Origin of the sequence: Micromonospora sp. NPDC023644, from assembly GCF_040640115.1 — a bacterium.
GTDB lineage: Bacteria > Actinomycetota > Actinomycetes > Mycobacteriales > Micromonosporaceae > Micromonospora.
On sequence record NZ_JBFABA010000053.1, the window covers coordinates 19,429 to 39,209 of the forward strand.

Genomic DNA, 19,781 nt, shown 5'->3' on the forward strand with positions numbered 1-19,781 from the left:
ACTGGCGCTTTAGCACGGTCTCGGGCGCGGGTGGGGGTTGTCCACAGGCGAGCCGTCGTCCACAGCGGTCGCGGATCTACGTGGCAGGTGGCGGCCGCGTCCGGCACGGTCGGCGGCGTGAACTCTGTGCTGCGGGCCCTGGTCGACCGCAACGGCGGACTCGTCACCCGACGCGCCGCCTCGCAGGTGCTCCCGCGCTGGGTGCTGGAGGACGCGTCGCGCTCCGGACGCCTGTTCCGGCTTCTGCCCGGGGTCTACGTGGACGCCGCCCTGGTCGACGGCGTGGAGAGCGCGCCGCCGCTGGCCCGGGTCACCCCGCTCCTGGCCCGCCGGGCTGCCGTGGCCTACACGGGCGGGCGCGGCGCGCTGAGTCACCTCACTGCCCTGGACGTGTGGAAGCTGCGCAGTCAGCCGCCCGGCGAGCCGGTGCACCTGAACGTGCCGATCGGGGCGGGGCTGCGCAGCGGGCCGCATCTGGTCGTACACCATCGCCGGTCCTTCGCCGCGGAGCCACCTCATGCGCTGGTACGCGACGGCGAGCCGGTCACCCGGTTGGACCGGACGCTCGTCGACGTCTGGCCGCTGCTGCCTCCGATGGACCGGCCGGCACCCCTCATCAGGGCGGTCAACGACCGCCTGACCACCCCGCAGCGGATCGCCGCCGCGCTGGCGACCGCGCCGAAGCTGACGGATCGTGCCGCACTGCGAGGGCTGCTGGACCGGCTCGCCGCCGGCTGCCGGAGTCCGTTGGAGATCTGGGGACACGACCACGTCTTCGTCGGGCCGGGAATGCCGGCGTTCGAGCGGCAGGTGCGGGTGCGACTGGGCGGACGGGTCGTCTACCTCGATCTGTTCGCCGAGGCCGAGCTGGTCGACATCGAGCTGGACGGCGCGACGGCCCACGCCGACCCGCGGGAACGCGAGATCGACCTGCGACGCGACGCACTGCTGGCGGCCAGGGGCGTACTCGTCGTCCGCTTCACCCACCGCCGGCTGTGCCACGAACCCGACGAGGTGCGTCGCGAGACGCTCGCCATCCTGGCGACCCGCCGCAGACAGGGCGCCACGCGCAACCCAAGTTGAGGGCGGCGCTTCAACGGAGTGAGCGGCGGCCCGTCTCGGGGCACGGTTATGCCGACACGATCGTTTGACGGGTAACCGGTGAAACTCGCCCTCGCGCTCCGGCTGCCCATCAACCGATCAAGCGAGTGATCGAGCGTCAGATCCAGTGAGTTGAAGCGGGGGGACAGGTGCCCTCGATCGCCGACATGCGCTAGGAAGGCGGCGTTAATCAGGGGACTGCGCATATGGGCTGGGGGCGCTGATGATCCGCCGGCAGCATGGCAAGGGCGTATTGGCGACCGACCCGAAGACCTGGGAGAGGCGGCTTTGACCGTCTCACTTGTGGAGGCATGGACCGTTCGGCGGGTGGCGCGGAGATCAACGTGAAGGCACGCTTGTCGGCGTGAAGGCCTTCGTGGGGGTCACGGACGAGAAGTGGTACCGATTTCTGGCGGTCCGTCCACAGTTGAACGAGGTCAACTTCTGGCGGCCGTCGGGCGGCGGGTTTCGTGCGCTCACAGTTGGCGAACCCTTCTTCTTCAAAGCCCACCATCCTCTCAACCGTGTCATCGGTGGCGGCTTCTTCAGCGGCTTCGCCCAGCTACGAATCTCCGAGGCGTGGGAGTTGTTCGGGGAGGCCAACGGGGCGGCGAGCATCCAGGAGATGCGCCGCAGCGTCGGTCGTTACCGCAGGCAGCCGATTGCGCCCGACGAAGATCCCGTCATCGGCTGCATCTTCGTGCGTGACGCAACCTTCTTCCCCGACGAGTCCACCGTCGGCCCGCCGCCGGAGTTCAAGCCGAACGTGGTGCAGGGCAAGACGTACGACCTTGCAGACGCGGTCTGGGGCGACTACTTCGAACTGCTGATTCACCGCCTGATCGGCACTCAGGTCGAACTCGACCTGAGTGCACCATGGCATCGTCCCGGCCCGGTGTACGGGGACCCACGGTTGGTGCCCCAGCGGCTGGGCCAGCAGTCGTTCAAGGCCGTGGTGCTCGGGGCGTACGGCCGGCGCTGCGCGATCACCGGCAACAGGGTCCAGCCGGTGTTGCAGGCCGCGCACATCCGACCGTTGCCGAGAGGCGGCGAGCACCGCCTGGACAACGGTCTGCTCCTGAAATCGGACGTGCACATCCTCTTCGACAAGGGCTACCTGGGCGTGGATCCGAAGTACCGGCTTGTGGTCAGCCCTCGGCTCCGCAGCGAGTTCGGCAACGGGGACCAGTTCTATGCCAAGGCGGGCGAGTAGATAGCTGTTCCGGATCGCCGGGCCGACCGACCGAACACGGAGTTCCTGGAATGGCACCTCGACACCGTGTACAAGGCGGCCTGACCCGTAGCCGAGGTCGACGTCAACCGATCATGGGAGACGCGGTCAGTTCGGGTGGGGTGGTTCGTCGAGGATGGCGCTGAAGCGTTCCTCGGCCAGGTCGAGCTGGCCGAGGATGTGCTCCTTCACCGGCGCCGACAGGGGAGTGTCCGGCCGGGTGACGAGGTCCCGGTAGACCGGTACGAGCGGGCGGTACTTGCGGGCGGACGAGGTCACCTTCGGGCCGACGGTGTGGATGACGCCCACCCCGTTGTCCGTGAAGTCGGAGATCTTGATGACCCGGGCCCACGGCTCCCGGTCCAGGCTGGCCGCCACGTGCTCCCGGTACTGGACGTGCTTGTCCCGCCCCGGGTCGTACGCCGGATTGGTGACCGCGCCGACCAGGCGGGCCACCCGCGGGCCGAACCGCTGCGCGAGCGCCGCCAGGGCGGCGGCGGTGGCGTCCCCGCCGTCGTGCGCCTCGGAAGGTTCGCCGGAGGCCGTGGCGGCCAGCTCGTCGGGGTGGTCCTCCACCGCGTCGTGCAGCAGGCCGGCGACGATCACGTCGACGTCGCGGACCTGGTAGTGGTGCATCAGCCGGATCGCCACCCGCAGCAGGTGGTTCAGGTAGGGCTCGCGTACCCGCCGGTCGTCGCGGTGCAGCTCGGCGGCCAGGTCGAGGGCCTCGGTGAGCCGGGCCCGGGCGGCCTCGTCGAACGCGCGCAGCTCCAGCCGGAACCGGGCCAGCAGGCCGGGCTCGCCGTGGATCTCGGTGATCGCGTGCATCGGCATGGTGGCCAGGTAGGCGGGAAACTCCATGCGCCACTTATAGCCGATCTTCACCGCCCCGGGGGCCCCTGACGTCGGCCACCCGACGCCGGAACGCCGCGCCGACGGCACCGCGACGCCGGGCCCACGGGCGCCGGAACGCCGCGCCGACGGGCGCCGCGACGCCCCGTCGTACGGCATCCGCTCAGGCGCCGGAGACGCGCTTGACCAGGCGTACGGTGGTGCCGTCGACGCTGCCGTCCACGGTGGCCTCGTCCATCAGCCGGGCCATGATCAGCCGGCCACGGCCGCGCTCGCTGTCGTCGGGGGTCGCCTCCCGCCACCCGCCGGTGTCGCTGACGACCATCTCCAGGCGGTCGGCGCGCAGCCGCCCCCGGACGGTGACCGACGCGTCCGGGGCGAACCGGTAGCCGTGCTCGATCGCGTTGGCACACGCCTCGCCGGCCGCGATCAGGGCCGCGTCGACGTCGGCCTCGCCGATGCCGAGGCCGGTCAGCCACTCCCGCAGCGCCTCCCGCGTCGGCGCGAGCTGGCCCGGGTCGGCGGTCAGCGTCGCGGTGAAGACCGCCGGCTCGCGATGCCGGTAGACCAGCACCGCCACGTCGTCGTTGCGGGTGTCGGGCAGCAGGTCCCGGACCATCCGGTCGGCCAGCGCCCCCTCGGGCAGCTCGCGGCCCTGGGTGAGCGCGGCGACCGCCCGGGAGATGCCGGCGTCGATCAGTTCCCGACGCCGCTCGACCAGCCCGTCCGTGTACAGCAGCAGCGTCGAACCGGGCCGCAGCTGCGCCCCCGCCTCCGGCCGGCCGGGCACCGCCACGCTGGCCAGCGGCACCGACCCGGCGCGGGTCAGCAGGTCGGCAGAGCCGTCCGGGTGCACCAGGATGCCCGGCGGGTGGCCCGCCGACGAGTAGCGCAGCACGCCCAGCGAGCGGTCGATGATGGCGCAGAAGACGGTGGTGCAGGCGCCGCCCGGCACCATGCGGGCGAAGTCGTCCAGCGCGGAGAGCACCTCGGCGGGGCTCTTGGCCTGCAGGAGCAGGGCGCGCGAGGCGCTGCGCAGCTGACCCATCACGGTGGCGGCGGGCAGGCCCCGCCCCACCACGTCGCCCACCACCACGCCGACGAGGTCGCCGGGGAGCTGGACCACGTCGTACCAGTCGCCGCCCACCTCCAGTGGTGCCACCGCCGGCTGGTAGCGGGTCGCGAAGCCGGCCGGCAGGTCGACCGGGCCGAGCATCGCCCGCTGCATGGCCAGGGCCACCGTCCGCTGGGTCTCGAAGGCCCGCGCGCGGACCAGCGCCTGGGCCAGCGCCGCGCAGAGCTGCCGCACCAGCGGCCGGTCCACCGTCGGCACCGACCGGGGCGGATCCAGCTCCAGCCACACCCCGCTGGCTGACCCGCCCGGCTCGACGCGCGCCCCGACCGCGGTCACCCGGCCCGCGTCGTCGAGGACCAGCTGCGGCTCGCCCTCCGCGGCCAGCCCGTCGAGCGCCCGCTGCACCTGCGCGGTCAGCGTCAGGCCCTGGGTCACCACCAGTGGCGTGCCGGCGGCGTCGGCGCAGACCGCCAGGCCACGGGTGCCGTCCAGCAGGGTGCAGAGCTCGGACAGGCCGGCGTCGAGCACCTCGGCGACGTCGGTGGCGCGGGCGAGCCGACCGGAGAGCGCGGCCAGGGCGGACTGCCGCGCGGCGGCCCGGACCTCGGCGGTCACGTCGCGCAGCGTGGCGACGTAGAGGCGACGGCCGGTACGCGGCTCCCGCAGCGAGTTGTAGACCGCCTCGGCCCAGATCCGCTGCCCGTCGGCGTGCCGCAGCGGCAGGGTGACCCGCCCCCGGTCGGAGCCCCGCGCGGTGCGCAGCACGTCGATCAGCAGGCGCCGGTCGGCGGGCGCGGCGTCGGCCTCCGGCCACCACGGGTGCGGCGGCGCGACCGGGGCCGCCAGCCGGACGGTGCCGACCAGGTGGCAGAACGCCTCGTTCGCCTCGACCAGGGCCCCGTCGGCGTCGACGACGGCGAACGCGTCCTGCAACGACTCGATGAGCGCCGCCCGCCAGGTCGCCTCCTCGTTGCGCAACCGGGCCAGCTCCAGGTGCGCGCCCACCCGGGCCAACAGCTCCTCGGCGGAGAACGGCTTGGCCAGGTAGTCGTCGGCCCCGGTCCGCAGCCCCTCCACCGCCGCCTCCTCGCCGGCGCGGGCGGAGAGCACGATGATCGGCAGCCCGGCCGTACGTCGGTCGGCGCGCAGCGCCCGGACCAGCCCGAAGCCGTCCAGGCGGGGCATCATCACGTCGGTCAGCACCAGGTCCGGCACCCGCTCGGCGATCCGGTCGAGCGCCTCCCGGCCGTCGGCCGCGACGACCACCCGGTAGTGGGGTGCGAGCAGGCTCGCGAGGAACGCGCGCAGGTCGGCGTTGTCGTCCACCACCAGCACCGTCGGGGTGCCCCGGGCGTCGCCGCCGGTCCGGTCCGCGGGGGCGGGCACGGCCGCCGGGAGCCAGTGCAGGGCCTCGGCGACGTACGCCTCGTGGGCCGGCTCGTGAGGCGCCGTGGCCGTGGCGGTGGCCCGGCCGTACGGCAGCCGGACGGTGAACGTCGAGCCCTCGCCCTCGACCGAGCGCACGCTGACCTCACCGCCGTGCAGCTGGACCATCTCCTGCACGAGCGCCAGCCCGATGCCGGTGCCCTCCTGCGACCGCCCGGCGGCACCCTTCACCCGGTGGAAGCGGCGGAACAGCAGCGGCTGCTGGTCGGCGGGGACGCCGACGCCGGTGTCGTCGACGGTCAGCGTGACGCGTTCGTCGTCGCCTCGCAGCCGCAGCCGCACCGCCCCGGACAGGGTGTACTTCAGGGCGTTGGAGAGGAGGTTGACCACCACCTTCTCCCACATGTCGCGGTCCACGTACGCGGTGCGCGGCAGCGCCTCGACCTCGACCCGGTAGCTCAGCCCCGCCTGGCGCATGGCGTACGCGAAGGACTCCGCGACCCCGGCGGTGAGCGCCGGAAGGTCGGTCTCCGCCCGCTCGGCGTCCAGCCGGCCGCTCTCCAGGCGGGCGAAGTCGAGCATGTCGTTGACGAGTTTGCGCAGCCGGCCGGTGTTGCGGTGCACCAGTTCCAGGCGTTCGCGCTGGCCCGGTGGGAGCGGCTCCCGCCGGTCGGCGAGGCTCTCCCGCACCGGCCCGGCGATCAGCGTCAGCGGGGTGCGCAGCTCGTGGCTGACGTCGGTGAAGAACTCCGTCTTCGCCGCGTCCAGCTCGGCCAGCGCGGCGGCGCGGCGGCGCTGGGCCTCGTACGCCAGCACGTCGCCCAGCGCCGTCGAGACCCGATTGGCGACCAGGTCGAGGAAGCCCCGGTACGCCTGGTCCAGCTCCCGGAAGGGGCTGATGCCGGCGACCAGCACGCCGGCCGGGCGGGCGTGCCCGGTGGCCAGCAGGGGCAGCACCACCACCTCGTCCACCGGCACCCCGGAGATGGCTCCGGCCTGGGCGCGGGGGTCGCCGGGCAGGGTCACTCCCCGGACCCGCGCGGGGCGGCCGGTGCGGGCGACCTCGTCGATCTCCGCCAGCCAGCCGGGGCCCGCGGCGGCGTCGTCGTCGGCCACGCCGACCGAGGCGGCCAGGACGAGGTCGTCCCCGTCGGACCACGGGCTGCCGCCCGGTGCGGGGCCGGCCGGGTCGCTGCCCGGCGGCGCGCCCTCGGGACGCAGGTAGATCATCGCGGCGGGCAGGTCGGCCGCGCTGCCGGTGAGGACCCGGGCCGACGCCCGGACGGCGTCGCGGGTGGTGTCCGCCGCCGCGATGGAGACCGAGCCCAGCTCGCGCAGCGTCTCCAGCCGCCGGTCGCCCAGCACCCGGGCGGTGACGTCCGTGGTGGCCACGAAGATGCCGGGGATCCGGTCGTGCCCGGCGCGCACGGGGCTGTAGGAGAAGGTCCAGTACGTCTCCTCGAGGTAGCCGTGCCGGTCGAGCAGGAGCAGCTGGTTCTCGGCGTAGGTGGCGCCGTCGCCGGCGAGCACCTGGTCGGTCAGCGGGCCCAGCTCGGCCCAGACCTCGGGCCAGCACTCCGCGCCCGGCTGGCCGATGGCGGCCGGGTACTTGTCGCCGAGGACCGGGGTGTACGCGTGGTTGAAGATCTGCACCAGCTCGGTGCCCCACCACAGCAGCATCGGGATCTTCGACGGCAGCACCGTGCGCACCGCCGCGCACAGCTCCGGCGGCCAGGTCTCCACCGGACCCAGGGGAGTGGCCGCCCAGTCGGTCGCCCGGTGCGCGGCGCTGGTCGGGTCGTCACCGGCGAAGAGGGCGTGGACGGACGCCCCGGCGTCCGCCGGTCCGATGTGCTGCTCGGATTCCACGTCCGGCCCCCTGTCCCCGAGTTGATTTCCGGGTCGCAAGCAGCCGCCGTGCCCTGCCCCTCATCGTCCCGCCGGGGACACTTTCCCCAACCGGCTACGCCCGAACCGTCCATCGACGTGACCCGACCCGCACCTCAGCGGCCGCCGTCGCCGCTCGGGACCCGCCCGGAGTCACCGACTCGCGCGCGACCCGTCCGTGGCGGTCAGGACGACCCGTCCGGGCGGTCAGCGGGCGCCCTGTCCGGGCGGTCAGGGCGACCCGTCGTGGCAGCCAGCGCGCGACCCGTCCGTGGTGGTCAGCGGGCGAGGCGGTGGTCGCGGGGGCTGACGCCGTGGACCCGGCGGAACGCGCTGCTCAGCGCGAAGGGACTGCCGTAGCCGACCTTGCGGGCGACCGCGCCCAGGGTGGCGTCGGGCTCGCGGAGCAGGTCGGCGGCGAGCGCCAGCCGCCACCCGGTGAGGAACGTCATCGGCGGCTCGCCGACCAGCTCGGTGAAGCGCCGGGCCAGCGCCGCCCGGGAGAGCCCGACCTCGGCGGCGAGGGAGGCGACCGTCCAGGGGCGGGCCGGGTCGTTCTGGAGCAGCCGCAGCGCCGGGCCGACGACCGGGTCGGCGGCGGCGACGTACCAGGCGGGCGCGGCGCCGGGGCGGGCGAACCACGTCCGCAGCGCGGCGATCAGCACCAGGTCGAGCAGCCGGTCGAGGACGGCCTCCTGCCCGGGCGCGTCCCGGGTGACCTCGTCGGCGAGCAGGGCCACCAGCGGGCTGCGCCACTCCTCGCCGCCGACCACCAACAGGGGCGGCAGGGCGGTCAGCAGCCGCCGGCTCAGCTCGCCGGGCAGCTGGTAGGTGCCGGTCAGCAGCACCGTGGAGCGGCTTGTGCCCGTGCCCCAGGTGCGTACGCCCAGCGCCATCGACTCGGCCAGGGGCTCGCCCCACAGCGTGGTGCACCGCTGCCCGGGGTGGACGACCACCTGCGGCGGGGTGGCCGGGTCGTCGGCCACGAGGTAGCCGTCCGGGCCGCGCAGCACCGCCACGTCGCCCGGCCCGAGCGCGACCGGCCCGCCGTCGTCGGGGACCACCCACGCCGCGCCACGGACCAGGGCCACCACGGTCAGCGGGGCACGGTCCTCGATGCGCAGCGCGAACGGCGGCTCCAGCATCGACCGGAGCAGGAAGGCGCCCCGGGCCCGGGGCCCGTCCAACAGCCCGGTCAGCGGATCCACCCCCGAATCCTAGCCACTCCCCCCGCCGGCCCGCTCCGCGTCGATCATGCAGTCGTGGTGCTCGGCAAAAGCCGCAGACCATCCCACATCGCCCACCACAACTCCATGATCGACGGGGCGGGGGTCAGGGGGTCAGCCAGGTGGCGGCGCGGGTGCGGATGGTCTCCGGGATCTCGTGGGGGCCCGGGAACTCGTCGTAGGTGACGTCGTAGCCGAGGGAGCGCAGCCGGGGGACCAGGCGGCGGCTGCACACGTCGACCGGCAGGACGGGGTCCTGCGCGCCGTGCGAGACGTAGATCCGGGGCCGGCCGTGGGTGACCAGCGGCGCGGCGAAGCCGGGGGAGAAGGCCACCACCGCGTCGACCAGGTCGCCGCTGGTCAGGCCCAGGGAGAGGGCGTACGACGCGCCGTCGGAGAACCCGCCGAACGCCACCCGCGCCACGGGGTAGCCGGCGAAGGCCGTGGCCAGCAGCTCGTCGATGCGTCGGACGTCCGCCCCGAAGCCCTCGACGATGAGGTCCCAGCTGCTCGCCACCGCCTTCGGGGCGACCAGCAGCAGCCGGTGCGCGTCGGCTACCGGAAGCAGCAGGTCCAGCCCCTGCCGGGCCGAGCCGCCCGCGCCGTGCAGGAGCAGCACCAGCCGGTACGGCGGGCCGTCGACCGGCGGCGGGGCGTACACCATCGCCAGCGGGGCGCCCCGCGGGTCGGTCAGCGACGCCAGCCCGGCGGCGGCCAGGGCGGTCGGCGGCGCCGGACGGGCCCTGAGGCGGCCGTGCCGGGAGTTCTCCTCCGGCTGCCGGTGCGGCGGGGCGGGTTCGGCCACGGGATCACCGCTCCTCGTCCTGGGCGGGCATGCGCGGGCGGTTACCCGCCAGCCCGTCGACCAATCCCACCGGGGCGGCCTCGGGCTGGCGTGGCCCCTGCACCGGCGTGCCTCCCTCTTCCCGGGCGGCTCATCCGCTCACCCGGCGGACCAGCCGGGACGGGAACATCGTCGCCGGCGGGACCGGCCGCCCGTCCAGCACGGCCGTCGCCGCCGCCGTGGCGATCTGCGTCACCGGGTGGGTCGCCGTGGTCAGCGCGGGGGTGGTCATCGCGGCGAGCGGGATGTCGTCGAAGCCGGTCACCGCGACGTCGCCGGGAACCTGGACGCCGTCGCCGCGCAACTGGTCGATCACCCCGAGCGCGGTCGCGTCGCTGCTGCCGACGATCGCGTCCGTGTCCGGCCAGCGCGCCAGCACCTCCCGGGCCGCCGCCCGGCCGCGCTCCGCGCTGAAGTCCCCCGGCACCAGCCGCTCCGGCAGGGCGGCGTCGCGCACCAGCCGCCGGTACGCGCCGACCGAGCGACCGGCGCAGGACAGCCAGCGGGGCCCGGTCACCATGGCGATGCGGCGGCGCCCGGTGGCGTACAGGTGCCGGACCACGGCCCCGGTGCCGCCGCCGTTGTCGACGTCAAAGGCCGGGACGAGGGCGGAGCCGATGCCGATCGAGGCCACCCGGCCGCGCAGCCCCGCCGGGACGGCGGCCAGCACCGCCTCGGTGGTGTTGATCAGGATGATCCCGCCGACGCCGCGGTCCTCGGCCAGCCGGCGCACCTCGCCGGGCGTCCGGGTGGGCAGCCAGTGCAGCGTCACCCCGAGCCCGTGCGGCGCGCAGACCCGGGCGCACGCGCCGAGCACCCGGTGGACGTACGGGTCGTCGAGGACCGTCGCGGCGGTGCCGGTCACCGCCACCACCAGCCGGACGCCGGTGCCCCGGACCAGGGCGCGGGCGGCCAGGTTCGGCGCGTAGCCGAGCCGGTCGGCGGCGACGTTCACCCGCTCGCGCGCGGCGGGGGAGGCGTAGCCCGTGCCGGCGATCACCCGCGACGCGGTGGCCCGGGAGACCCCCGCCGCCCGGGCGACGTCCTCCAGGGTCGGTGGTCGGTGTGTCGTCGTCATCCCGGTCCTCCCCGTGGTCGGCCGCCGCGCGTGGACGGTCGACCCGAATCATCCCCCTTCGGCGCGCCGACGGTAAGGGGTGCGGTCGGGTTGCTCTGAGAGCGCTCTCAGGGGTGTGATCGGGCGGCAGCCGACCCGAGGCGAGAGGACCGCCGTCGTGAGCCACACCGCCGCCCCGCCCGCCGCGCCGATCCCGGCCGTACCCCGGGCGGTGCTGGCCGCCCGCACCGGCGTGGCCGTGGTGTTCGCGCTCAACGGACTGGCGGTGGCCACCTGGTTCTCCCGGGTGCCCGCCGCCCGCGACGCGCTCGGGCTCAGCGCGGGCCGGCTCGGGCTGCTCCTGCTCGCCATGTCCGTCGGCGCGCTGCTCGCGATGCCCACCGCCGGCCTGGTGGCCCAGCGGCTCGGGTCGGCCCGCACGGTCGCCCTCTCCACCGTGGTCGTCGCGGCCGGGCTGACCGTGACCGGGGTCGCCGCCCTGGCCGGATCCCTGGCCGGGGTGGCGGTGGGACTGTGCGCCCTCGGCTACGGCTCCGGCATCTGCGACGTCGCGATGAACGTCGAGGGCGCGGCGGTCGAGCGACGGCTGGGGCGTACGGTCATGCCCCGCTTCCACGCGGCGTGGAGCCTCGGGTCCGTGGCCGGCGCCGGGCTCGGCGCCGGGGCGGCCCGCCTCGACGTGCCGGTCGCCGCGCACCTCGCCGCCCTGGCGGCGGTGGTGCTGCTCGGTACGCTGCTGGCCGTCCGGTCGTTCCTGCCGGCGGCCGAGGGCGGCACCGCCTCCGCGTCGGCCGCCCCGGCCGAGCGCCGCCGCGATTTGCTGGCCGCCTGGCGGGAGCCGCGCACCCTGCTCGTCGGGCTGCTGGTGCTGGTGTCGGCGTTCGCCGAGGGCAGCGCCAACGACTGGCTGGCCGTCGCGTTCATCGACGGCCACGACCTCAGCGAGGCGGCCGGGGCGGCGGTCTTCGGCGTCTTCGTCGTCGGCATGACGCTGGGCCGCACCGCGGGCACCGTCGCGCTGGACCGGTGGGGGCGGGTGCGCGTCCTGTCGGCCACGATCCTGCTCGCCACCGTCGGCGCGGGCGTGGCGGTGCTCGCCGACTCCGGACCGGTGGCGGTCGCCGGCGTCGCGCTCTGGGGGCTCGGCGCGTCGCTGGGCTTCCCGGTCGGGATGAGCGCGGCGGCCGACGACGAGCGTCGGGCGCCGGCCCGGGTCAGCGTGGTCGCCGTGATCGGCTACACGGCCTTCCTCGCCGGCCCGCCGCTGCTCGGCCTGCTCGGCGACCGCGTCGGTACGCTGCACGCCCTGCTCGTCGTGCCGGTGCTGCTGCTGCCCACCCTCGCCCTGGTGCCGGCCACCCGCCCGCCGGCCACCCGCCCGCCGGCCACCCGCCCGCCGGCCCGCTGACGCCACCCCTGGCAGGGCACTCACACCCCGTTCGCAGCCGCCTCGCAGGAAACGGTGCTGCACTGGGAGGACGCCCAGGAGAGGAGAGCGGGGGATGGGCTGGTTCAGTCGACGGTCGCGCGTCACCGACGCGACCCCCACGAAGCTCGACCGGGAGGCGACCCGCGAGGACCTGGCCGCGCTGGAGGCGTTCGTCGCCAGCCGCCGGGGCGTGGAGTTCTACCTGGAGCCGGAGACCACGGCGACCGACACCACCGTGGTCGCGATCGCCCACGACGGCGAGTGGATCCGCCGCCGCACCGGCTCGCCGCGCGCCGCCGGGACGATCGCCCGCAGGCACGCCGTGCCGCTGTACGAGGCCGCCCGCACCGGCTACCCGGAGCGGATGCGCGCCTGGAACCGCGCCCACCCGGAGCGTCGCGCCCGCTGACGGGTCCGCCGCCCGCCGATCGAGGGCGATATGGTGCCCTGCATGGCTGATCGGTCCCGGTCCCTGGGCCGTCCCTTCTGGACGTTCTGGACCGCCGCTGCGCTGGCCAACCTCGGCGACGGCATCCGGGTGGCCGCCTTTCCACTGCTCGCCGCCGCGCTGAGCGACAACCCGGTGGCGGTCGCCGCAGTGGCCGCGGCGCAGTTCCTGCCGTGGCTGGTCACCGGCCTGCTGGCCGGCGCGCTGGCCGACCGCCGCGCGGCCCGTGCGCTGATCGCCGCCGCCGACGCCGGCCGCGTCGTGGTGCTGGCGGCGGTGGCCGTGGCCGTCGCGACGGGCGTGGCCTCGGTCGCGCTCGTGGTCGCCGCCGCCTTCCTGCTCGGTGTCGGCGAGACCCTGCGCGACACCACCGCCCAGACCGTGATCCCCCGTCTGGTGGACGACGCCCAGCTCGAGCGGGCCAACGGTCGTCTGGTGGCGGGTGAGATCGTGGGCAACGAGTTCGTCGGTCCGCCGGTCGGGGCGATGCTGTTCGTCATCGGTGCGGCGCTGCCCTTCGCCGTCAACGGCGCCTCGCTCGCGCTGGCCGTCATGCTCGTGCTGTCCCTGCCGCTGAGTCTCGCCCGCCCCGGCCCGGGACTCTCGGGTGCCGACGCGGACGGGCGGAGCCTTGCCGCCGACCCGGCGAGGCGCGGGGCGCTCGCCGGGCTGCGGTGGCTGGTCCGGCAACCCGTGCTCCGTACGCTCGTGGTCGTCGGTGCGGCAGTCGCCGCCGCGGACAGCGCCTGGTTCGCGATCTTCGTGCTGTACGCGCGGCAGAGCCTCGGTCTCGGCCCGCTCGGCTTCGGTCTGCTGTTGGCGACCGGCGCGGCCGGCGGGCTCGCCGGCTCCCTCGTCGCCGACCGGCTGATCGGCCGGTTCCGGCATCGTCCCGTGCTGGCCTGGTCGATGGCGGTCACGGCCGGGACGCCGGCCCTCCTGGCCGTCGCGCCGCACCGGATCGCCGCAACGGTCGTCGTCGTCACCACCAGCGCGTCGTTCGCGGTCCTCAACGTGGCCGCGCTGTCGGTCCGGCACCGCCTCGTGCCCGGCGACCTGCTCGGTCGGGTGGTCGCCGCCTCCCGGATGCTCTCCTACGGCTGCGCCGCGCTCGGGGCGCTCGCCGGCGGGGCGCTGGCCACCGCCCTGGGCATGCGGGCACCCTTCCTGTTCAGCGCGATGGTGGCGGTCACCGCGACCGCCGCCTGGTGGGCCGCGTCGCGCCCTACCGCGCCGGGCGACCCGGCCTGACGGGGAAGGACGCCCGCGCGCCGTGGGGCCGGCGACGGCGAGGCGCTGCCGGCTTCGAGCGTCACCCGTCGGCTCATCGCCGAGTGCGCCCGGGTGCCGGCGGCGCGGCGGGTCCCGGCCGGCTCGACGGGGTGACCCGGCGGGAACGGGAGGTGTTGACGGTGATCATTCCTGGGATGTCCGACACCGGGATCGAGCGGCACCCGCGCCTCAGCCGGGGCACCGTGGGGCCGCGCATCGGCCGGTTGCTGACGATGCTCTCCATCCGTGACCGGGCGCGACTGGTGATCGTGGGCCACGAATCGGGGCCCGCCGACCGGTGAGGTGACGTCGACCGTGGTGAACGCTCCGCCGGCACGTCGGGCGGGAAAGGGCGGTTCCCGTTCGCCGGAACGTGCCTGCTGGAGAAGGGCGACGGTACGCGGGTGCCGGGACGCAGGCGGCTGCCGGACGGGTCGGCCCCGGGCGCGTTTCGGGGCCACCGCCCGCGCATTCGGAGACCTCGACGTCGCATCGGCCGACGACAATGCCAAAAGCCCGCCCGAATGGATCATCCCATCGTTTCTCGTCGATCGGGGCGGCGGGTCGCTGGCCGGACGGGGTGGCGTTGACCGGCGGCCCCGGGGTGTGGCAGCATTCGCGGCCTGACGGCAGTGAAGGAAGCCGGTGCGATTCCGGCGCGGTCCCGCCACTGTCACCGGGGAGCGATCCCCCCTCGCGAGTCACGGCCGTGTGTGTGCGGTTGGAAGGCCGGGGGAGAGCGTCGATCCGGGAGCCAGGATACTTCGGCCGTCGGGAGTGACCCCAGGGCGTGGACACCCGAGGAGGACCCGATGACGCACCGCGTCTCCGCCATCGACGATCATCGTCGCATCGTGCCCCGGCGCGGCAGCGCGCCGGTGAGCAGCCGCCGTTTCGCAGCCCCGTCCGGCCACGCCGTGCCCATCTTCGGCCTCGCCGTGAGCTGCGGCCTGCCCGCCGTCGGCCGTGTCGTGCCCGCCGCCGGTTGCTCTGCCGCGGGCCGCGCCCGCGTCGCCCCTTCCTGACGCCCGCACCGGGCCGCGCCACCCCGCCGGCCCACCGCTGAGCCGTATCCCGGCCCGCCTGCACCGCTGAACCGCGCCCACCCCCGCATCGCCCGATCGGCCCCGCGCCGACCCGGGTGTCACTCTCCGGAGCCGCCCGTGCGCATCCTGCTGCTGTCCACCGCCGACACCGACCTGCTCGCCGCCCGCGCCAGCGACGCCGACTACCGGCTCGCCAACCCGGCCCGGGTCGCCGCCGACGCCGTGCCCGCGCTGCTCGACGGCGTCGACCTCGCCGTCGTACGCCTGCTCGGCGGCCGGCAGGCGTGGCCGGACGGGCTGGCCGCGGTGCTGGCCTCCGGCGTGCCGACGGTCGTGCTCGGCGGCGAGAACGTGCCGGACGCGGAGCTGATGGCGGCCTCCACCGTGGCCTCCGGGGTGGCCACCCAGGCCCTGGCCTACCTGGTCGAGGGCGGGCCGGAGAACCTCGCCCAGCTCGCCCGGTTCCTCTCCGACACGGTGCTGCTCACCGGCGAGGGGTTCGACCCGCCCGCGCCCACCCCGACGTACGGCATCCACGGCGAGCGGCCCGCGCGGCCGGACCGGCCGACCGTCGGGATCGTCTTCTACCGGGCGCACGCCCTCGCCGGCAACACCGGGTTCGTCGACGTCCTCGCCGACGCGGTCGACGCGGCCGGCGGCGACCCGCTGCCCATCTACTGCGGCTCGCTGCGCGGCCTCACCGCCGGCGCGGGGCCGCTCGGGCTCTTCGCCCGCTGCGACGCCCTGCTGGTCACCGTGCTCGCCGCCGGCGGCACGGTCGCCGCCGACGCCTCCGGCGGGGGCGACGAGGACGCCTGGGACGTGGGCGCGCTCGCCGCCCTGGACGTGCCGGTGATCCAGGCGCTCTGCCTGACCAGCACCCGCGAGCAGTGGGCCGCCAGCGACGCCGGGCTGTCCCCGCTGGACGCCGCGATGCAGGTGGCGATCCCCGAGTTCGACGGCCGGATCGTCACCGTGCCGTTCTCGTTCAAGAAGATCGACGCCGACGGGCTGTCCACGTACGCGGCCGACCCGGAACGGGCCGCCCGGGTGGCCGGCATCGCCGTGCGGCACGCCCGGCTGCGGCACGTGCCCCAGGCCGACAAGCGGCTCGCGGTCGTGCTCAGCTCGTACCCGACGAAGCACTCCCGGGTCGGCAACGCCGTCGGCCTGGACACCCCCGCCTCGGCGGTCCGGCTGCTCGCCGCCCTAGCCGACGCCGGCTACGACCTCGGCGACGCCCCGGTGCCCGACGACGGCGACGCGCTCATCCACGCCCTCATCGCCGCCGGCGGCCACGACGTCGAGTGGCTCACCCCGGAACAGCTCGGCGCCGCCGAGGCGCGGGTGCCGGGGGAGACGTACCGGCGCTGGTTCGCGCAGGTGCCGGCGGAGCTGCGGGAACGGATGCTCGCCCACTGGGGCGAGCCGCCCGGCGGGCTCTACACCGACGGCGGCGACATCGTGCTCGCCGGGCTGCGCTTCGGCAACGTGGTGCTGCTGATCCAGCCGCCGCGCGGCTTCGGGGAGAACCCGATCGCCATCTACCACGACCCGGACCTGCCGCCCAGCCACCACTACCTGGCCGCGTACCGCTGGCTGGCCGCGCCCGCCGCCGACGGCGGGTTCGGCGCCGACGCCGTGGTGCACCTGGGCAAGCACGGCACCCTGGAATGGCTGCCCGGCAAGGGCCTCGGGCTGGCCGCCGACTGCGCCCCCGACGCCGTCCTGGGCGACCTGCCGCTGGTCTACCCGTTCATCGTCAACGACCCCGGCGAGGGCACGCAGGCCAAGCGGCGCGCGCACGCCGTGGTCGTCGACCACCTCGTGCCGCCGATGGCCCGCGCCGAGACGTACGGCGAGCTGGCGAAGCTGGAGCAGCTGCTCGACGAGTACGCCACCGTGCAGGCGCTCGACCCGGCCAAGGTGCCGACCGTGCGGGCCCAGATCTGGGACCTGGTGCGCGCCGCCGAGCTGCACCACGACCTGCACACCGAGCGGATGCCCGACGCCGACGACTTCGACGACTTCGTGCTGCACCTCGACGGCTACCTGTGCGAGGTCAAGGACGTGCAGATCCGCGACGGCCTGCACATCCTCGCCGCCGTGCCCACCGGCGAGCCCCGGGTCAACCTCGTGCTCGCCGTGCTGCGCGCCCCGCAGGTCTGGGGCGGCGCCCGCGCGCTGCCCGGCCTGCGGCAGGCGCTGGCTGCCGCGTACGGGCTGGACGAGCAGGCGCTGCTCGCCGCCCCGGGGGAGCGGCTGGCCGTGCCCGAGGCGCTGACCGAGACCGTGGACGGGCCGGGCGTCACCGCCGCCGACGCGGTCGACCTGATCGAGGCCCTGGCCCGCCGGCTGGTCGTCGGCATGGAGACCCTCGGCTGGGACGCCGACGCCGTCGACGCGGTGGTCGAGGAGGTGGCCGGGCGGGCCGTGCCGGACGCCGCCGCGGTGCTCCGCTTCGCCGCCACCGAGCTGGTGCCCCGCCTGGACCGCACGACCGACGAGATCGACCGGGTGGTGGGCGCGCTCGACGGGCGGTTCGTGCCGCCCGGCCCGTCCGGCTCGCCCACCCGGGGCCTGGTCAACGTGCTCCCCACCGGCCGGAACTTCTACTCCGTCGACCCGAAGGCCATCCCCAGCCGCAACGCCTGGGACGTCGGCGTGGCCCTGGCCGACTCGCTGCTCGCCCGGCACCTCGCCGACACCGGGGAGTACCCCCGCTCGGTCGGGCTCACCGTCTGGGGCACCAGCGCCATGCGCACCCAGGGCGACGACATCGCCGAGGTCCTCGCCCTGCTCGGCTGCCGCCCGACGTGGGACGACCGGTCCCGCCGGGTCACCGGCGTCGAGGTGGTGCCGACGGCGGAGCTGGGCCGCCCCCGGGTCGACGTCACCGTGCGCATCTCCGGTTTCTTCCGCGACGCCTTCCCGCACGTGGTCGCGCTCATCGACGACGCGGTGCGGCTGGTGGCCGCCCTGGACGAGCCCGCCGAGGAGAACTTCGTGCGCGCGCACGTCGCCGCCGACCTCGCCGAGCACGGCGACGAGCGGCGGGCCACGGCCCGCGTCTTCGGCTCCAAGCCGGGCGCGTACGGGGCCGGGCTGCTGCCGCTGATCGACGCCCGCAACTGGCGCAGCGACGCCGACCTCGCCGAGGTGTACGCCGTCTGGGGCGGCTACGCGTACGGCCGGGGGCTGGACGGGCGGGAGGCGCGCGCCGACATGGAACGCTCCTTCGCCCGGATCGCCGTGGCGGTGAAGAACCAGGACACCCGCGAGCACGACATCGTCGACTCCGACGACTACTTCCAGTACCACGGCGGGATGGTGGCGATGGTCCGTCACCTCACCGGCGCCGCCCCGGCCGCGTACGTGGGGGACTCGGCGATGCCGCACGACGTGCGCACCCGCACCCTCGGCGAGGAGACCCGGCGGGTGTTCCGGGCCCGGGTGGTCAATCCGAAGTGGATCGCCGCGATGCGCCGGCACGGCTACAAGGGCGCCTTCGAGCTGGCGGCCACCGTCGACTACCTGTTCGGCTACGACGCCACGGCCGGCGTCGTCGACGACTGGATGTACGAGCACCTGACCGCCGCGTACGTCTTCGACGACACCACGCGGGAGTTCCTGGAGCGGTCCAACCCGTGGGCGCTGCGCGGCATCACCGAGCGGCTGCTGGAGGCGGCCGACCGGGGCCTGTGGGCCGAGCCCGAGCCGGCCACCCTGGACCGGCTCCGCGAGACGTACCTGGCCAGCGAGGGCGACCTGGAGGAGCGCTCATGACCACCTACCCGTTCAGCGCGGTGCTCGGCATGGACGACATGCGGCTGGCCCTGCTGCTCAACGCCGTCTCCCCGGCGATCGGCGGGGTGCTGGTACGCGGCGAGAAGGGCACCGCCAAGTCGACCGCCGTACGGGCGCTCGCGGCGCTGCTGCCGCCGGTCGACCGGGTGGCCGGCTGCCGCTTCGCCTGCGACCCCACCGCCCCCGACCCGTCCTGCCCGGACGGCCCGCACCCGGCCGCCCCGCCCGCCGAGCGGTGGCCCGCCCGGCTGGTGGAGCTGCCGGTCGGCGCGGCCGAGGACCGGGTGGTCGGCTCGCTCGACCTGGAGAAGGCGCTCGGCGAGGGCGTGCGCGCCTTCGAGCCGGGCCTGCTCGCCGCCGCCCACCGCGGGGTGCTCTACGTCGACGAGGTCAACCTGCTCCACGACCACCTGGTCGACCTGCTCCTCGACGCCGCCGCCATGGGCCGCTGCCACGTGGAGCGCGAGGGCGTCTCGGTCAGCCACGCGTCCCGGTTCCTGCTGGTCGGCACGATGAATCCGGAGGAGGGGGAGCTGCGCCCGCAGCTGCTGGACCGGTTCGGGCTGACCGTGGAGGTCGGGGCGAGCCGCGACCCGGCCGTACGCGTCGAGGTGGTCCGCCGGCGGCTCGCCGCCGACGCCGACCCGGCCGGGTTCGCCGCCCGTTGGGCCGACGCCGACGCGCAGGTCGCCCGCCGGGTCGCCGCCGCCCGGCAGCGGCTGGAGCACGTGCTGCTGCCCGATGCCGCGCTGCGCCAGATCGCCGAGGTGTGCGCCGCGTTCGACGTGGACGGCATGCGGGCCGACATCGTCACCGCCCGTACCGCGCTGGCGCACGCCGCCTGGCACGGCCGGGACGCGGTCACGGTGGAGGACGTGCGGGTCGCCGCCCGGCTGGCTCTGCCGCACCGGCGCCGCCGCAACCCGTTCGACGCGCCCGGACTCGACGACAAGCGCCTCGACGAGGCCCTGGACCGGGCCGGCGACGACGACCCGGACGACGACCCGGGCGGCGGTCCGGACCCTGGCCCCGACGGCGGCGGGCCGGGCGGCCGGGGCCCCGACGACCCGGGCGGTGGCCCGGCCGGGGCCGGCGGCGC

At 75.5% G+C, this 19,781-nt stretch carries 14 protein-coding genes and 1 riboswitch; of the genes, 9 read left to right on the forward strand and 5 right to left on the reverse strand.

Features of this window, described 5'->3' with window-relative positions; genetic code table 11:
* Nucleotides 1-117: 117 nt before the first annotated feature.
* Both AB0G08_RS25815 and AB0G08_RS25820 read left to right on the forward strand, forming a co-directional pair.
* The gene (locus AB0G08_RS25815) at nucleotides 118-1,083 is read left to right on the forward strand and encodes a DUF559 domain-containing protein (RefSeq protein ID WP_358092263.1); all 966 of its coding nucleotides are present in this window, start codon (nucleotides 118-120) and stop codon (nucleotides 1,081-1,083) included.
* A 382-nt stretch (nucleotides 1,084-1,465) separates the two neighbouring features.
* Complete coding sequence (locus AB0G08_RS25820; RefSeq protein WP_358092265.1) at nucleotides 1,466-2,314, forward strand: HNH endonuclease; 849 nt, start codon at nucleotides 1,466-1,468, stop codon at nucleotides 2,312-2,314.
* Nucleotides 2,315-2,440: 126 nt separating this feature from the next.
* Here AB0G08_RS25820 and AB0G08_RS25825 read toward each other — a convergent pair whose 3' ends face one another.
* From AB0G08_RS25825 to AB0G08_RS25845, 5 genes are all read right to left on the reverse strand, one after another.
* Nucleotides 2,441-3,193, reverse strand: coding sequence for an HD domain-containing protein (locus tag AB0G08_RS25825; protein WP_358092267.1), 753 nt, complete (start codon nucleotides 3,191-3,193; stop codon nucleotides 2,441-2,443).
* Nucleotides 3,194-3,347: 154 nt separating this feature from the next.
* Nucleotides 3,348-7,514 (reverse strand): SpoIIE family protein phosphatase, encoded by a 4,167-nt coding sequence (locus AB0G08_RS25830; RefSeq protein WP_358092269.1) that lies wholly within the window; start codon nucleotides 7,512-7,514, stop codon nucleotides 3,348-3,350.
* A gap of 296 nt (nucleotides 7,515-7,810) precedes the next feature.
* Complete coding sequence (locus AB0G08_RS25835; protein ID WP_358092271.1) at nucleotides 7,811-8,740, reverse strand: AraC family transcriptional regulator; 930 nt, start codon at nucleotides 8,738-8,740, stop codon at nucleotides 7,811-7,813.
* 124 nt (nucleotides 8,741-8,864) lie between these two features.
* Nucleotides 8,865-9,563 carry a phospholipase gene (locus AB0G08_RS25840; RefSeq protein WP_358092273.1) on the reverse strand — a complete coding sequence of 233 codons (699 nt, stop codon included), beginning with the start codon at nucleotides 9,561-9,563 and terminating at the stop codon, nucleotides 8,865-8,867.
* Nucleotides 9,564-9,693: 130 nt separating this feature from the next.
* A complete protein-coding gene (locus tag AB0G08_RS25845) occupies nucleotides 9,694-10,680 on the reverse strand; it encodes a LacI family DNA-binding transcriptional regulator (protein ID WP_358092275.1) in 987 nt (328 codons plus the stop codon).
* Nucleotides 10,681-10,837: 157 nt separating this feature from the next.
* Here AB0G08_RS25845 and AB0G08_RS25850 point away from each other — a divergent pair, with 157 nt between their 5' ends.
* From AB0G08_RS25850 to AB0G08_RS25880, 7 genes are all read left to right on the forward strand, one after another.
* Nucleotides 10,838-12,088, forward strand: coding sequence for an MFS transporter (locus AB0G08_RS25850; RefSeq protein WP_358092277.1), 1,251 nt, complete (start codon nucleotides 10,838-10,840; stop codon nucleotides 12,086-12,088).
* 94 nt (nucleotides 12,089-12,182) lie between these two features.
* Entirely contained in the window at nucleotides 12,183-12,518 is a 336-nt protein-coding gene (locus tag AB0G08_RS25855) for a hypothetical protein (RefSeq protein WP_358092279.1), read from the forward strand.
* Nucleotides 12,519-12,548: 30 nt separating this feature from the next.
* Nucleotides 12,549-13,808: an MFS transporter gene (locus tag AB0G08_RS25860; RefSeq protein WP_358092281.1), complete on the forward strand. Its 1,260-nt coding sequence runs from the start codon at nucleotides 12,549-12,551 to the stop codon at nucleotides 13,806-13,808.
* Nucleotides 13,809-13,984: 176 nt separating this feature from the next.
* Nucleotides 13,985-14,131, forward strand: a complete 147-nt coding sequence (locus AB0G08_RS25865) for a hypothetical protein (RefSeq protein WP_358092283.1) — start codon at nucleotides 13,985-13,987, stop codon at nucleotides 14,129-14,131.
* A 333-nt stretch (nucleotides 14,132-14,464) separates the two neighbouring features.
* A riboswitch (cobalamin riboswitch) is annotated at nucleotides 14,465-14,594 on the forward strand.
* A gap of 47 nt (nucleotides 14,595-14,641) precedes the next feature.
* On the forward strand, nucleotides 14,642-14,854 hold the full coding sequence (locus AB0G08_RS25870) for a hypothetical protein (RefSeq protein ID WP_358092285.1): 213 nt from the start codon (nucleotides 14,642-14,644) through the stop codon (nucleotides 14,852-14,854).
* Between the two features lie 138 nt (nucleotides 14,855-14,992).
* Nucleotides 14,993-18,661 (forward strand): cobaltochelatase subunit CobN, encoded by a 3,669-nt coding sequence (gene cobN, locus AB0G08_RS25875; protein ID WP_358092287.1) that lies wholly within the window; start codon nucleotides 14,993-14,995, stop codon nucleotides 18,659-18,661.
* On the forward strand, nucleotides 18,658-19,781 hold a 1,124-nt coding region (locus tag AB0G08_RS25880; RefSeq protein WP_358092289.1), incomplete at its 3' end, for an ATP-binding protein. The genes cobN and AB0G08_RS25880, both read left to right, overlap by 4 nt.